The organism is Nostoc commune NIES-4072 (assembly GCF_003113895.1).
Taxonomy (GTDB): domain Bacteria; phylum Cyanobacteriota; class Cyanobacteriia; order Cyanobacteriales; family Nostocaceae; genus Nostoc; species Nostoc commune.
On record NZ_BDUD01000001.1, the window covers coordinates 2,708,517 to 2,722,783 of the forward strand.

The following is a 14,267-nucleotide window of genomic DNA, read 5'->3' on the forward strand; positions in this document are numbered from 1 at the left end:
AATCATAACTAATTATGCGAACATGATATTACCTAGACAAGCTAACACAAGAGTGATATCTACGACGGGCTACGCTTACGCTATAAATCTGATTTAATATCTGATAGTCTTTTAATTCCACTACAGCAAAACGTCTGACTCCAAACTGTTCCATCACTGTTTGCAACTCTGCATCTGGTTGGAGTAGTGCTAACTGCATTTGCTGAATTAAAGATATGCCTAGACGCTGTGCTACTACTAAAGGTGGCATCGGGGAAGGACCCAACACTTCCACCACACGCAAATGCTTTAATAATTCGGGAAAATCTTTTAATTCCTGTTCTAGCACTACACTATCAATCGATGCACAATCTGCCAATCCCTCAACTACCCAGCGAATTGAATGTTGATGCGAACCTGATTGTAGCATTTTGCCAAAAAAACTTTCAGGATATTTTTCTTCAATTAATTTATGACAAAGTAAATTATAACCACTGTTAGAGCCAAGGTCATTATAACAAAATGTTTTTTTTGCTAAATCTTCAAACTTTTGGATATTACTATTAGCATTGACAATTATATCTGCATAGTAAATAGGGCGGTTGCTATATCGTGATGATTGCATTACTGGCGCAACTAATGTCTGGAATTGATTTGAAATTATTTGACTATACCGAATTAGTGGTAATCCACAAATAAAAGCTAGGTCTATTTGGTCTTCAAATAACTGGAGATCTTCTAAGGGATCACATTCACCTGGCTGTAGTTGGAATTCTACTTTTAAAACACGACCTAAATAAGCTGCGATCGCCTGATAGAATCCGAACCAATTGGGAGCCAGATAAGATGTAATTTGCAACTTTTTATAAAATCTAGGCATTTTTTATTATATAGCAGTTTCAGGCTGAAAATTCTCCAGAATCTTTAGTTTTTCGCCGCTCAAATTCTTTTTGAGCAGCGAAAACTTAGGGAGAAAATTATTTTGACTACCAAAAAGTAATGCTAGGCAGCAACAGGAGTAGTAAATCTAGCATAGCGCTCTATGTAGAATTCCTTACTGTTAGCGAACGCCACCACAGAATCACGTTGTTTTAAAGCCTTTTTCCATTGACGTAGACGAGTGAATTCTTCTGGTAGTGCAAAGCCTCGATGGTGCTTCAGTGCAGCCCAACGCTCAAACCAAGGGTAAAAGGTGAAATCAACTGGGATCTGCTTCTAAGACAACGCCACCTTTAAAGGCAGCCCATAAAGGAAAATGTGCCGGAATATCTAGCGTTTTCCCATTATAAAAAAGGTTGCCATTGGGTAAAAGATAAGCATATAAACCCGGTGAATATGGCAGATTCCATTGATGTACTACTTCTCCTTCTAGATTTAGAAGATATACTTCTCCGTTACCTGTAAGTGGTGTAAAAAGGGTATAACCTTTGAATACTTTGTCAGGATTATAAGCTCTTAAACCAGTACCACGGCGACGAATAGTATTTTGGTCAACTGATGCTGTTGTGATCATCATAAATTTAAGGGTACTAGAGACTATTTTTAAACCCAAATTTGTATTGTTTTGTTGGGTTGCGCTAGCTTAACCCAACCTACTTTGATGCACTCAAAACTCAACACTTTTAACAAGTGGTAGGGGTTTAAATCCCCTGTTTCTATCAAGCAGTGCGTTTTGATGCCTAAATCTAAATCCCCATCACAAAACGTAATTGTGTTAGCGACGTAGAAGCGTCATTGCGAATTGCGAATTGCAAATTGCGAATTGCGAATTGTTAGGGTGCTGGGTTCGGATATTGAGTATGAACTGAATCCAATTCAGCCAAGATATCTTTATCAAGAACTACATTGATGCTTTCTATATTCTCTTTAAGTTGTTCGAGTGTGGTAGCACCAATAATCGTACTGGCGACAAACCAACGACTCCGCACAAATGCGATCGCTAATTGTGCAGGACTTAGTTGATGGCGTTTGGCAATTTCTACATAAGCGGCTACTGCTTTGCTAACATTTGGTTTTAAATATCGCTGACCAAAGTTTTCAAATAAAGTAACTCTTGCTTTTTCTGGTTTACCGTTGAGGTATTTACCAGTTAAATAGCCAAATCCCAAAGGGCTATAAGCTAGTAAAGGAACGTTTTCGTAATAAACTGCTTCTGCAAGAGCGCCATCAAAAACTCGATTGAGTAAATTGTAAGCATTTTGAATAGAAACAACTTTAGGTAATCCTAATTGTTTAGCTGCATGGCTAAATTGTGCAATGCCCCAAGGAGTTTCATTACTTAAGCCGATATAGCGAATTTTACCTGCATTTATGACATCGGCAAAAACTTCTAGCTGTTCAGTGATGGGAACTGTTTCTCCGACTTGATTAGGGTCGAAAACTGTTTGTCCAAATCGTGGTACATAACGGTCTGGCCAATGGATTTGATATAAATCAATATAGTCTGTCTGCAATCTTTTTAGACTATCATCTACAGCTTGTTTGATATTGTCTCTATCAACGGCTTTAGCTCCATCACGTAGCCATTTAAAGCCACGGCCAGGCCCTGCAATTTTAGTAGCGACTATTAGTTGATCTCGCTGCTGATGTTTTAACCATTCTCCAATGTAAGTTTCGGTTAAACCATAGGTTTCAGCACTAGTTGGTACTGGATACATCTCAGCCGCATCAATGAAGTTAATTCCCTGTTTAATGGCATAATCTAGCTGCTGATGGGCTTCTTCAATAGTATTTTGCTGCCCATAAGTCATTGTCCCAAGGCAAATTTCGGAAACTTTTAGATCACTATTACCTAGCTGATTGTATAGCATATTTTGGGATTATTTTTTTAAATTCAACAAGAGTTTTTACGTAATTTCTATTAGACAATAAATTACTCCTTGTTCAGTAGATTATTGCTGTTTGCAGAAATAATTGAGAATTATTTAAATAATACTACGTTATCTCTACCGGATTACAGGAATAACAAATAAGTTTACAAATTTCTACTCAGAATAGTTTGTCTAAATATTTTATTAGGGTTAGCGATCGCCATACCCAACATCAACATTATAATTAGTCTAAAAACGACTATAAAAGTAGAGTATGACAATCTTACAAGTTGTAAACAAAGAGTTTTCAAAAGTTCCCGTCATTGATATTAGTACATTAGTTTCTCAAACTAGCAGCTATTCTGATGTAATTGCAGACCAAATTAGACAAGCCTGCCAAGATTACGGTTTCTTCTATATTGTCGGACATGGAGTTGATGAACAACTACAAGAGCGACTAGAACATCTCAGTCACCAATTTTTCGCGCAGGATATAGAAACTAAACTGAAGATTCGTATGGCTCTTGGTGGTAGAGCATGGCGAGGATATTTCCCTGTGGGTAACGAGTTGACATCAGGTAAACCCGACTTAAAAGAAGGTATTTACTTCGGTGCAGAACTAGAAGAAGACCATCCATTGGTGAAAGCTGCTGTACCAATGCACGGTCAAAATCTTTTTCCATCCAATATTCCCCAATTTAGGGAAACAGTTCTAGATTATATAGACTCAATGACCAAACTTGGACACACCTTAATGGCTGGTATTGCTCTAAGTTTGGGGTTAGAAAAATCCTATTTTGCTGAACGTTATACAAAAGATCCATTAATATTATTTCGGATTTTCAATTACCCTCCCAATCCATCATTATCTAAATCTGAATGGGGCGTTGGTGAACATACAGATTATGGAGTATTAACTATACTCAAACAAGATAATGTTGGTGGATTACAAGTCAAATCAAAGTCTGGTTGGATAGATGCACCTCCTATTCCTGGTTCATTCGTATGCAATATTGGGGATATGCTTGATCGCATGACACGAGGACTGTATCGTTCAACACCCCACCGCGTTCAGAACTTATCAACAAGTCATCGCCTTTCGTTCCCGTTCTTCTTTGATCCCAATTTTAACGTTGAAGTCAAACCCATTGAACTGAACGACATAGTAGTGAATGATGATAAAAGCGATCGCTGGGATAAAGCTAGTGTCCACGAATTTCGCGGGACTTATGGCGATTATCTTTTGAATAAAGTCTCTAAAGTATTTCCAGAACTACAACAAAAAGTGCTTTAGAGAGTTTAAATTAACTTTGATAAGGACGCGGCAGTTGGCGCAGTTTATGAGCCGTATCTAATTCGCTATTGTTTTTTCTGCCATATCCCCAACCCAAGAGGCGACGATATTCACCCATGATGCCACTTTCAATTAAATCATCCTCATTGACTGTAACATTGGTATGAGATTCAGGCGCAACATAGAGTGCATCCGCAGGGCAATATGCCTCACATAAAAAACAAGTTTGACAGTCTTCCTGGCGGGCGATCGCAGGTGGTTGATCAGGTACCGAGTCAAAGACATTGGTAGGGCAAACTTGGACGCACAAATTGCAATTGATACAGAGTTTATGGCTGACAAGCTCGATCATGACATGCTCCTGCTACAACTTTGATACAGTAGGTATGATTTGAGTGGTTTGTATTGGTGGTGTAGCAGGAGCATCCGTAATCCAATCCCGCCTCACCCAAAGCTTATCTAAGCCACCTGTTGCTTGGTAATAACGCTGATTTGGATCGGTTTCGGGATAGTCTATGCGAATATGTTCACTGCGCGTTTCCTTGCGATGTAAGGCGCTAAAATATGCCCATCGTGCTACAGCTGTTAAAGCAGCCGCTCGGCGGGAAAATTCCACATCGCGCACTGTATCTTGTTTCGGGTTTTCTTGTACTTGCTGCCACAGCGTTTCTAATTTGGCGAGAGAATCCAAAAGTCCCTGCTCAGAACGCAAGTAATTCTTCTCCAACGGGAACATCTGGGCTTGTACACCGCGCACGATCGCTTGACTATCGAATGTTTTGGAAGTGGGGGATTGCGATCGCAATCCCACTTTACCAGCAGGACGTATGGACTGTTAGCAATTCCTTTTCCTCAATAAAGTCTCTAAAGTACAGCAGAATTCAGGAGTCAGAAACGCTCAAACTTTTTGCTGCGTCTGTACATAAGGCAAATTCATTCATTCAGCAACGTATACAAAATTAATAAACAGAAGTTAACAATTTATCGATCGCAGCGCGAAACGCCGTTGCTGCACCAGCACTCATATCACGGGGGGCGCAGATGCGATTTCTCAAATATGCAAAAGTAATAGCCCCGACAGCAGCGAATAGGGGATCAACACTACTATTTTTACCACCAGTCCGACCACCAGGTAAGGTTTCGCCATTGCCATGAATCAGATAATCAGCCAGTTGTCGCAGGTGAAAATCAACAGCGTCTTTAACTGTGGTAAAATCACCATCTGCTGCTATTGCTTGGACTCCAGAATTTTTGATAACATCTGCGATCGCAACTTCCCGATTATCGCTCAATCTTTCAGCGGGAGCAACGCGATTTTGTGAGGTGCTAAAATCTGGGACGTATATAGCTTGTTTCAGGATGCGATCGCAACTAAAAAACCAGATTTTGTTGAGAATATAGGGGTGTAATTGAGAACTAAACCCCGATCTCACTTTTTCGCGTTGCTCCCTCTTTCAGCTGCTTCAGCTCGATATTGAATTTTCTCACTATCTGCCACATCCAGAGGTAAAGGATTTCCAATCGGTTCTACACCCCATCTGCGACGCAACAATAAATTATTAGTAATATTATCCGACTTCACCCTGTGATAAGCAGGACGCTGATTAAGTGCGTCAAACCAAGCATTAATGCGAGGAAAGCGAGGATTTCCTTTGAGGTGATATCCCCGATAAACAGGTAAATTAGCCGCCAATCTATCTAGATGGGGGCTATACACAATATCTACTAAGCTAAATGTACTGACAAAGTAGGGGCCAGGATATTTAGCTAAAGCTTGCTCAAATTCATCTAACTTCGCCTCAAATGCTGCTTGTAATGCCAATTCATCAGCATCTACAGCTGTTTCTCTCAGGAATTTGTAAGCAATCTCCTTAAAACCGTTAGTCTCGGCTTCTTCAACCAACTGCCTAGCAACAGTATTTTCCTCTGGATTTTCCGGCAATAATGCTGGATGTGGAAACCTTTCTTCTAAAGCTAAGAGAATATCTTTAGATTCATATACTAACTTTCCCTCAATTTTTGCTGCTGGGACAAGGGTTGTGGGAACTAGGTCAGTGTACCATTTAGGTTTATTACTTAAATCAATAAACTCAGTTGCAAAGGGAATTTCCTTTTCTTCCAGAGCAAACCAAACTCTTTCGCAGAAAGGACACCAGGAATTAGTATCTCGATAAAGCAAGACTGGCGGTTCTGTGTTTGGAGGAAGTTTATGTAAACTGCTGGGTATTGGTGCAGTAGAAGGAGATTGTCCCGGCCTCTTTACCCTACGCGCAGAGGTATTTTTTCTAGCAGTCTCTAAAACTTCTTCCCAAGTTGACACTGTGTTTTGAATAGACATTTTTTACCTCGCTTTACTAGGAATGCCGGAAAACACAAATAACTGTTGCTCTTTAGGTGCAGCCAAGTTTTCACCCCTGTATCGATTAAGACCAACACCCATATCTCCCGTGGCGGTAAGCTTGAAGTTTACTTCTTCAAATCCAGATGCACTTAAAATTTTCCGCACATTGTCAGAGTAAGTAATACCGTTGGAGTCTCCACGAGTCCAAATGACAAAAGCACCTGGTTTACTCAGAAAACTCAGGTTATCTAGTAAGCGATTGAGTTCAGCCTCATCAGCCAGATTGCCAAAGACACCACACACAATCACGATATCTACTGGTATTGCTCCTACATAGTTAGTGGCAAGAGTTGCATCACCATTGATAAACTCAATTTGCTTGGCTAAACCCAAAGACTCTATGGTTGCTCGTCCACGCTCAACTAAATTTGAATTTATTTCAACCAGCCGTGCAGAAACATCCTTTGCACGAGAGTGATTTTTTAAAGTTCCTAGTAAATCTCGTCCATCACCCGCGCAAACACTTACCACACGGATAGTTCCAGATGGCGACGCATTCAAGCTGTAAGCAATATATTCCTGCACGATTTCTAGACGCTGCTGCAATTTTGGCTCAGTGTCGTATAGGTCGTGCCATTCATACCAATCTTTTGGCATAAGGAGTGATTCCCATTTGATGCACACTGTATAATTGCAAGCTACAGTTATTTGATAGGTTAACCGTAGTTTACAGATGAAGGCAGAGTATCATACACATTCATAGAAAATCAAGCCTGATTTTCTATGAATGTGTTCAGGACAGTAATTATTAACCCAAGTTGCTAGTTACTCTTATGGGCGATCGCTTTGGGACAGTAAAGCAATAAAATGCCCTCCAAGAAGAGAAAATTAGGAGGGCTAAATGCTAAACGAAATAATTTCCATATATGCTATCATAGACGACCTGTTAAAGGCGATTGGGCATAATGAAGATTGTCGTCGAGAGATGAATGACGCAGAAATTATTACAACGGCAATAACATCGGCGATGTTCTTTAATGGTAATCATAGTAAGGCTTGTACCTATATGAAAGAACATAAGTTGATATCTAATATGTTAGAAAAGTCACGATTTAACCGGAGATTACACAGTGTCTCAATGTTAATCAACGACTTGTTTCATCAAGTGGGAATGGCACTGAAGGAAATTAGTGATTCCACTGAATATCTTTTAGACTCGTTCCCAGTGCCCATCTGCGATAACATCCGTATCTTTAATGTAAAAATAATACAGTCGGCGCAGTATAGAGGTTACATCGCATCGAAAAAACGATATTTTTACGGGGTTCGAGTTCAGTTATTAACAACCAAAAATGGTATTCCTGTCGAATTTGTGTTTATGCCTGGTAGTGCCAACGATGTACGTGCTTTAAATGCCTTACCCTTGAATCTACCACCTGGTAGTGAAATTTATGGTGATTCAGCTTACACCGACTACACGATTGAGGATGACTTGGAACAAACAAGTCACATTTCTTTAAAAGTCATGAGGAAAAAGAACTCCAAGCGTCAAGACCAGCCTTGGAATCAATATATTAAACAACATACTCGGCATTATATCGAAACTGTGTTTAGTAGTATCACTTGTGTTTTTCCAAAATCAATACATGCAGTCACTTATCAAGGGTTTTTACTTAAGCTACAAGCATTCATTTTTTCTTTTACTCTTCAACAAGCTTTTATTGAATAAGTAATTTATACAACTAATAGGCATTTAAGTAGCTGAATGCTGGCAACAATGGCATCGGCACGTTGGCGCTAGGCACCAACTTTGTTGTACGCGATCGCATGAATTGAGTGATAACAAGTGCATATCAGTCGATAACCAGCAACTTGGGTTATTATGAAAACTTTTTGGGGAAGCCTCCACCGTTACCGCTTCCATTTCACAGTCCCTACAAAAATAGCGATGCCTATGGCGGGCTACGCCTACGCAGCCAAGCGTCCACTGTTTTTTCTAAACTCTCAAAGCTTCTTAGCTGTTCAGCCTTGGTGTTCCGATAAAGAATCTCTGCTGCTTCCAGACGTTGGGAGTCTTCAGGGGTCAAAGAAGAGGACAAGGGGCGGGGGGGGCTCACAAGTGTAGGTTTTTTACAATCAGATCTAGAAAGAGGTAAGACTTGGAAGACTTGGGGGGAAAGTAGACAAGGAAGCTTTTTTACGCCAGAACCATTCATTGAGATTAGGAAGTATTGGCAGCAGCAGCAGATGTACTGTGGTAGGGTTGTGGAAACAAACCAGTTAAAGAAATAGCCTTGCCGTTAAGTAAGTCAGCAAGAATATGAATTAAACCTTGAAGAAAACAAGAAATCTTACAAACAGTTTTTTTGGGAATATCTTGTTTTTTGTCCAGATGATTTGGAGAAAGTTCTTTCGATAAATTATTTAGGTAATGTGGCTCTATATCAGTGCCAATTGTTATAGTCCAAAGGGTAGCTACAGCCATAGCTAACCATACCCTTTCGGCTCTATTTGGTTCTCGTAAACGAGTTTTATGCCACTGCCAACCATCACTTTTGATATCCCGATAAGGGAGCAACGCGATTTTGTGAGGTGCTAAAATCTGGGACGTATATAGCTTGTTTCAGGATGCGATCGCAACTAAAAAACCAGATTTTGTTGAGAATATAGGGGTGTAATTGAGAACTAAACCCCGATCTCACTTTTTCGCGTTGCTCCCTCCCGATAACTACACTCAATCCAAGAACGTAAAGAATACCAGAGAGCATCCCCTTGTTGGGGTAGTAAATCCGTGACAATTAACCAAGGATCTTTGTAACCTTCATCCCAACGGGCAAGTATTGTGCAATTGAGTGGATTAGTTTTAAAACAGGTGACTATTCCAGACCAACTCGTCCCTGTTTTTTGTACTAGTTTATCTAAAAACTGCCATTCGGTCTCTCCTCTAATTTGATATGTTCCAGTATAATTAATTCGTAAAAAAGGATGCCAATTCAAAGCGCAAATTGCGTCAAACAACCAGTCAGCATAGAGTCCTCTATCTGCTGAAACAACGACTTGCATTTCCGGAGGAACAACATCTTTCAATGATTGGAATAATTGCTGCCAATGAGGTTTCCAAGCTCCTTTTTCTGTTCCTTTGACAATTTTCCAAGCTACAGGAATGCCGCAACCCCGATAGAGAACATGAACAGAAAGAACCGTGAAGTGTTGTCCAATATTAGTGCTATCTACCGCAAGAGGAAGCCATTTTTCTTCACTGTTCCACATACTCAAAATCCATTGGAGTAGGGGAGCAAAGCACTTAGTTACATCTATAGCAGTTCTTTTTTTTCCTGTTTTGGCATCTGCTTCTTGATACCATTCTTTTAGTCTTTGTCGAACTGCATTAGTGTTCTCTTGATTAAGCCTGCCGATAAATTCTGAGACTCTGGTTAGACTACTTGAGCCTGTCATTACTATCCCAAAGCTCCAAGTAGCTAAACCTGCTACTTCTGGCAAAGATAGATCAGGGAAATGATAACTAACAATTTTCGCCCATTCTTTGAGATACTTATTCTTTAGCATTCTTCAACCAATTAACCAATCTTCTGGTTGATTAATCATCTTGACTAATCCGCTTAATACTTGATTATATGCACCAGATAAATTTTTTTCCTCTTCTATCGATAAATACTGATATCTGAGAGCAAACTTCAGCCAAACCTGGGTTTCTGCTGCTTCTGCTTCACATTCGTTTAATTTAGCGATAAATGAGGCTTTATATCTTCTTTTTCGCCAAGCCTCTGCTAAGTTGGCACAAACTGAGCGAGATGAACGACGAATTTGGTCTGTAAGAGAGTATCTTTCTTCCTCTGGGAACCGTTTTGATATCTCAAAAATAGTTATAGCTGCCTGAAATGCTTTTTGGTAGATGATTAAATCTTCGTGGGTTATAATTTTTCTGCGTTCTTCCTCCTTGTCCACTTTCCCTCCTTGTCTACCTAGTCTTACCTCATTCTAGATGTTTTTTGTAAAAAACCTACACTTGTGAGGGGGGGGGCAGGGAGCAGGGGGAGAACCCCATACATAAATGTATTGGCTCTGAACTAAGGACGTATTATTTCTCGTGCTGTGCATCTCGAAATAAATATTTTTTTGGGCATAGATAAATTTACTTGCTCTGAATCCCTTGTGGCAGGGGAACTTGAAATCTTTCCCTCCCTTGCTCTTTGCTCCCCTGCCTCTTCTGGTCATGGTAGTTGCACTTGCTAAGGAGTGTCAAATAATGTAACTATCTTTCCTCACTTATGCTTATATTTGCAAAAGTGAGATGCTCCCAAAAATTGTCATACTTAAAATTATTGATTTTTATTAAAAAAACTAAAATTTAATTCAGAAGGTAAAAAAACCCACGTTAGAAAACGTGGGATTCAAGCAAGAACACTTTGTATTACCTTTAACGCAAATCTGCTTTTGTTGAAGAGGTAAGAGGCAGAAGACTTTTATGTTTTATTTAGAAGGAGATTTAGACCCTTTAAGGTTAAGAACGTAAACTCCTGATTGACTAATATTTTTATTATGAGTTACACAATTGCTCTCTTGAGTCTTTGTGTAAGTGGTTTGTTGAAGTTTGAGCTTGTACATAACATTTAGATTAAGGAAAAATTTTATGCAGAACCAGTCAATTATTTACAAAAGCTCATAAATAATCCTGCCCGATAATTTTACAGCGTAGTGTCTGTTGAGTTTTCATTTCCATCTCATAAGTTTTTCGCAGACGAGACGCAATATTTACAAAAGTTCACTAACTGCGCTATAGCTAATGTTTTCTCTGTAACCCAAAAATGAGGACGGGTGGCACTATGAGGGGTGTTAGTATTTGTCAATGTACAATTTATATTAATTATGAATGACTAATTAAAATCATGTGGTTAGTAGCTGTTTTTATCTGTTTGGGTTGGATATTGTCTTTATGTTTGCATGAATTCGGTCATGCACTAATAGCATATTGGGGTGGCGATACTTCCGTTAAAGATAAGGGATATTTAACCTTAAACCCACTCAAATATACCGAGCCAAGTTTGAGTTTAGTGCTACCACTATTTTTTCTCCTCATTGGTAGTATTGCTTTGCCTACCAAGATTTACAGCGCCAAGGCGATCGCCTATTTTCTTCGCAAAAATACGAAGAAGCTTTAGCAGCATACGACCAAGCGATCGCCATCCAGTCAGATTTCTACCAAGCTTGGTCTAATCAAGCCGAAATTCTGGCAAAACTACAGCGTTATGATAGAGCGATCGCTGTTTATGACAAAGTGATTGCAATTAGACCAGATGACAGCAATACTTGGTGGTTACGAGGAAAAGCCTTAGTAATACAGCAAGATTATCAAGGAGCTGTAGACTCTTATGAACGAGCAATCGCTATCTATTCTGACTTTTATGGTTTTTGGCTAGATCGTGGCAATGCACTTTATTACTTACATCGGTATGAAGATGCGATCGCCTCTTATGACAAAGTTATTGAACTCAAATCAGATAATACCGACGCTTGGAATTATAAAGGTGTTGCTTTAATGGAATTACAAAGATATGAAGAAGCGTTAGTTGTCTACAATAAAGCAATTGAAATCAAGTCGGACTATCCTGATTACTGGTACAACAAAGCTTGTTGTTATGCGCTGCAAAGTAATGTAGTTTTGGCAACTCAAAATTTACAACAATCAATAAAATGTGAACCAGATAGATTCTGGGAACTTGCTAAAACTGACCCAGACTTTGATGAAATTCGGGAACACCCACTTTTCAAAAGTTTAGTTGATAATGTTTTTGGCGAAAGATTTAAAACACAGAATATTTCTAAAGAGGATAGTTAAGGAATTTACCGTTTCTGAAGAGGGACTATATAGCCTATAAGCTTGCTGTGTGCTTCTGGGTTTAACGCTAGAACTTCAAACTTCATACCCTTGATGATATTAATTTGGCATAGTGACAAATAAAAAGTCACTGTACAGATTTTTCTATTTTAGGAAATTTCAGCCAGCATGGTCACAAGAGGCGATCGTCTGGCTGAAACTAAAATGGGGTAATCTTTTTAAACTCCCCTAAATTTTGCAGCCTGAAACCCTCATAAGTATAATTACGATTCTTGTTTCACATCGCCAATAGGATTAATGTCTCCAACAAACTTCAACAAATCCACGATGGTAAATGTACCAGGCTTTTCGGCAGGCAATGTTGGTTTCCAATTGGGGTCAGTCGCCAAAAATGAGTTGCTATCTTCTTCTAGTAAACCAACAAAAACTTCAGCCAAAATCCGGCTTCCTACTTGACCCAAACGTTGGCCTTGATTCTGAATTTGAGCTTCTTTAAGAATGTAATACCACAACGGTGTCTCAATATCAAATTTATGCTTGGCTGCAACTTCTCCATCAGGGCCAGTCGAGATTTCATCCCTAGTCAAAGGTTTTAATTTCAGGAACCGAGCTACTCTTTGACCGGATGGCAAGCCTACACTGCGACCGCGAAGTAAATTTCTTACAGCCAATGATTTTTCCCCTGGAACATTGGGTAAATTCTTTAAAGGTTCAACAAGAAAAGGATCTATCTTGCGACTGGGATTAACCAGCACATTAGGGTCAATTTCAAAAAATCTTCTCCAGTCAATAATCCAATCACTGGGAATTGGAATATCGGCGAAGTCCCCTAACTGACCTGATTTGGCAGTGAAATCAAACAAAAGTTTTAAAGTCGCGGGTGTGACTCCACCAGGAAGAGGAGTAAAAACACGGTTGTAGTCATAAACTGAACGCACCATACTATGACCAAGACGATAGGCAGCTACAGAGAACTCTACAGGGATAAATGGCTCCTGATTCTCTTTCAATATAAAAAAGCGTCTGCCCTCTTTAAGCACTAGTTCTAGCTGTTCCTTGTCAATAATGCGAGTCAAAAAGTCATGAAGTACTATCCATTGATAGTGCCAAATTACTAATTCTCTGGCTTTTACAAAATCCGATTTATCTGTAGCTCGTGTTGATTCAATGGTTTTATTCTTGATACCTGTAACTACTTTGTTGTGAAATTTTAGAAAAGCCAGGTGAAGCTGTGCAACGATTAAGTTTTCATCGTTGCGCGAATCTCCAAGTAGCCCCAGACCACTTGAAGCGCGAGGAAGATCATTAGGCAATCCTGTGGGAACGGTAGAATCTCCTGCTCCAGGCTTTTGATTAGTTGTGCCAATTAAAAATAAATCCTGGTCAGGTAGTTGGTATAAATAAGGTTGTACATCAGGCCCAGAACCATAAATACTATCAAGATCAAGTGCTGGTGTTCGGAAGTTTGTCACAGCCAAAGGATCAACAATGATCTCTTTAAGAGTAGTGGTGTCTAAAGTAATATCATGATCGATAAATTGACCGAAATAGGTAAAGCCTGCTGGGACACTTGTATTGTCTCCTTCCGGTGTGTTGGGGTCAGGATCGCTTAGTGCATTACCCAGTTCTTTTAAACTTTCCTCAGATGGAATAAAAGAACGAAGTTTTGGAAACAATCTGCCGAACTTACCTGTTTGGGCAAATTCACTTGGTGGTTGCTGTTCACCTGTACGAGGAGTAAATCCATGCTGTCTAACCATAGTAGCTCCTTTGGATAAAAAATTAATTATTGTTTTGATCAAAGAATACTTGTACTATAGTGTGGAAAAATAAGTTTTAATATTACCCCTTAGGGTACTATTTCTCTTATCATCTGTTAATAAAAACAGAGTGTAAGTATCAAAGTCACGCTTTGCCGTGGATGGCTTGGTAGTTACTCTGATTGCCTTAATAGTGATAAGACCAGGAAATCGATTATCAGTGCTT

Annotated in this window: 15 protein-coding genes and 2 pseudogenes; 4 read left to right on the forward strand and 13 right to left on the reverse strand. The window is 39.5% G+C overall.

Annotated features, from left to right (window positions below):
• Positions 1-28: 28 nt before the first annotated feature.
• The 3 genes from CDC33_RS11905 to CDC33_RS11920 all read right to left on the reverse strand — a co-directional run bounded on the left by CDC33_RS11905 (position 29) and on the right by CDC33_RS11920 (position 2,789).
• Positions 29-859 (reverse strand): phosphate/phosphite/phosphonate ABC transporter substrate-binding protein, encoded by an 831-nt coding sequence (locus CDC33_RS11905; protein ID WP_109008662.1) that lies wholly within the window; start codon positions 857-859, stop codon positions 29-31.
• 318 nt (positions 860-1,177) lie between these two features.
• On the reverse strand, positions 1,178-1,495 hold the full coding sequence (locus CDC33_RS11915; RefSeq protein ID WP_219930014.1) for a hypothetical protein: 318 nt from the start codon (positions 1,493-1,495) through the stop codon (positions 1,178-1,180).
• A 256-nt stretch (positions 1,496-1,751) separates the two neighbouring features.
• Positions 1,752-2,789: an NADP(H)-dependent aldo-keto reductase gene (locus tag CDC33_RS11920; protein WP_109008663.1), complete on the reverse strand. Its 1,038-nt coding sequence runs from the start codon at positions 2,787-2,789 to the stop codon at positions 1,752-1,754.
• Positions 2,790-3,063: 274 nt separating this feature from the next.
• Between CDC33_RS11920 and CDC33_RS11925 the strand changes: the two genes are divergently transcribed.
• Positions 3,064-4,083, forward strand: coding sequence for an isopenicillin N synthase family dioxygenase (locus tag CDC33_RS11925; RefSeq protein ID WP_109008664.1), 1,020 nt, complete (start codon positions 3,064-3,066; stop codon positions 4,081-4,083).
• A gap of 10 nt (positions 4,084-4,093) precedes the next feature.
• Here CDC33_RS11925 and CDC33_RS11930 read toward each other — a convergent pair whose 3' ends face one another.
• The 5 genes and pseudogenes from CDC33_RS11930 to CDC33_RS11950 all read right to left on the reverse strand — a co-directional run bounded on the left by CDC33_RS11930 (position 4,094) and on the right by CDC33_RS11950 (position 7,081).
• Positions 4,094-4,435 carry a 4Fe-4S dicluster domain-containing protein gene (locus CDC33_RS11930; RefSeq protein ID WP_109008665.1) on the reverse strand — a complete coding sequence of 114 codons (342 nt, stop codon included), beginning with the start codon at positions 4,433-4,435 and terminating at the stop codon, positions 4,094-4,096.
• A gap of 12 nt (positions 4,436-4,447) precedes the next feature.
• The gene (locus CDC33_RS11935) at positions 4,448-4,888 is read right to left on the reverse strand and encodes an FAD-binding protein (protein ID WP_244919203.1); all 441 of its coding nucleotides are present in this window, start codon (positions 4,886-4,888) and stop codon (positions 4,448-4,450) included.
• A gap of 154 nt (positions 4,889-5,042) precedes the next feature.
• Positions 5,043-5,516, reverse strand: a complete 474-nt coding sequence (locus tag CDC33_RS11940; protein WP_244919204.1) for a globin family protein — start codon at positions 5,514-5,516, stop codon at positions 5,043-5,045.
• Between the two features lie 23 nt (positions 5,517-5,539).
• Positions 5,540-6,421: pseudogene (locus CDC33_RS11945) on the reverse strand (glutathione S-transferase family protein); the annotation flags it as partial.
• 3 nt (positions 6,422-6,424) lie between these two features.
• A complete protein-coding gene (locus CDC33_RS11950; RefSeq protein WP_109008666.1) occupies positions 6,425-7,081 on the reverse strand; it encodes a class I SAM-dependent methyltransferase family protein in 657 nt (218 codons plus the stop codon).
• A gap of 244 nt (positions 7,082-7,325) precedes the next feature.
• On the opposite strand from CDC33_RS11950, the gene CDC33_RS11955 reads away from it, so the two are divergent.
• On the forward strand, positions 7,326-8,153 hold the full coding sequence (locus tag CDC33_RS11955) for an IS982 family transposase (RefSeq protein ID WP_109006873.1): 828 nt from the start codon (positions 7,326-7,328) through the stop codon (positions 8,151-8,153).
• A gap of 492 nt (positions 8,154-8,645) precedes the next feature.
• Here the strand turns inward: CDC33_RS11955 and CDC33_RS11965 are convergent, their stop codons facing one another.
• Genes CDC33_RS11965 through CDC33_RS11975 form a run of 4 tightly spaced genes read right to left on the reverse strand, consistent with a single transcriptional unit; the run spans position 8,646 to position 10,390 of the window.
• Entirely contained in the window at positions 8,646-9,002 is a 357-nt protein-coding gene (locus CDC33_RS11965; protein WP_109008668.1) for a hypothetical protein, read from the reverse strand.
• Positions 8,974-9,126: a hypothetical protein gene (locus CDC33_RS38635; RefSeq protein WP_181373980.1), complete on the reverse strand. Its 153-nt coding sequence runs from the start codon at positions 9,124-9,126 to the stop codon at positions 8,974-8,976. Before CDC33_RS38635 ends, CDC33_RS11965 begins: the two co-directional genes overlap by 29 nt.
• On the reverse strand, positions 9,110-9,991 hold the full coding sequence (locus CDC33_RS40335; protein WP_244919205.1) for a transposase: 882 nt from the start codon (positions 9,989-9,991) through the stop codon (positions 9,110-9,112). Before CDC33_RS40335 ends, CDC33_RS38635 begins: the two co-directional genes overlap by 17 nt.
• 3 nt (positions 9,992-9,994) lie before the next feature.
• A complete protein-coding gene (locus CDC33_RS11975) occupies positions 9,995-10,390 on the reverse strand; it encodes a four helix bundle protein (protein ID WP_109007605.1) in 396 nt (131 codons plus the stop codon).
• 941 nt (positions 10,391-11,331) lie between these two features.
• Between CDC33_RS11975 and CDC33_RS11980 the strand changes: the two genes are divergently transcribed.
• Together CDC33_RS11980 and CDC33_RS11985 are read left to right on the forward strand one after the other, a co-directional pair.
• The gene (locus CDC33_RS11980; protein ID WP_109008669.1) at positions 11,332-11,604 is read left to right on the forward strand and encodes a zinc metalloprotease; all 273 of its coding nucleotides are present in this window, start codon (positions 11,332-11,334) and stop codon (positions 11,602-11,604) included.
• Between the two features lie 14 nt (positions 11,605-11,618).
• Positions 11,619-12,281 (forward strand): annotated as a pseudogene (locus CDC33_RS11985) (tetratricopeptide repeat protein); the annotation flags it as partial.
• A 263-nt stretch (positions 12,282-12,544) separates the two neighbouring features.
• On the opposite strand, the gene CDC33_RS11990 reads toward CDC33_RS11985, so the two are convergent.
• Complete coding sequence (locus tag CDC33_RS11990; protein WP_109008671.1) at positions 12,545-14,041, reverse strand: peroxidase family protein; 1,497 nt, start codon at positions 14,039-14,041, stop codon at positions 12,545-12,547.
• Between the last annotated feature and the right edge of the window lie 226 nt (positions 14,042-14,267).

What these genes read in the sequence shown, in the direction of transcription:
- CDC33_RS11905 (WP_109008662.1), bottom strand. Translation starts at nt 859, where the DNA reads ATGCCTAGATTTTATAAAAAGTTGCAAATTACATCTTATCTGGCTCCC.
- CDC33_RS11915 (WP_219930014.1), bottom strand. Translation starts at nt 1,495, where the DNA reads ATGATGATCACAACAGCATCAGTTGACCAAAATACTATTCGTCGCCGT.
- CDC33_RS11920 (WP_109008663.1), bottom strand. Translation starts at nt 2,789, where the DNA reads ATGCTATACAATCAGCTAGGTAATAGTGATCTAAAAGTTTCCGAAATT.
- CDC33_RS11925 (WP_109008664.1), top strand. Translation starts at nt 3,064, where the DNA reads ATGACAATCTTACAAGTTGTAAACAAAGAGTTTTCAAAAGTTCCCGTC.
- CDC33_RS11930 (WP_109008665.1), bottom strand. Translation starts at nt 4,435, where the DNA reads ATGATCGAGCTTGTCAGCCATAAACTCTGTATCAATTGCAATTTGTGC.
- CDC33_RS11950 (WP_109008666.1), bottom strand. Translation starts at nt 7,081, where the DNA reads ATGCCAAAAGATTGGTATGAATGGCACGACCTATACGACACTGAGCCA.
- CDC33_RS11955 (WP_109006873.1), top strand. Translation starts at nt 7,326, where the DNA reads ATGCTAAACGAAATAATTTCCATATATGCTATCATAGACGACCTGTTA.
- CDC33_RS40335 (WP_244919205.1), bottom strand. Translation starts at nt 9,991, where the DNA reads ATGCTAAAGAATAAGTATCTCAAAGAATGGGCGAAAATTGTTAGTTAT.
- CDC33_RS11980 (WP_109008669.1), top strand. Translation starts at nt 11,332, where the DNA reads ATGTGGTTAGTAGCTGTTTTTATCTGTTTGGGTTGGATATTGTCTTTA.
- CDC33_RS11990 (WP_109008671.1), bottom strand. Translation starts at nt 14,041, where the DNA reads ATGGTTAGACAGCATGGATTTACTCCTCGTACAGGTGAACAGCAACCA.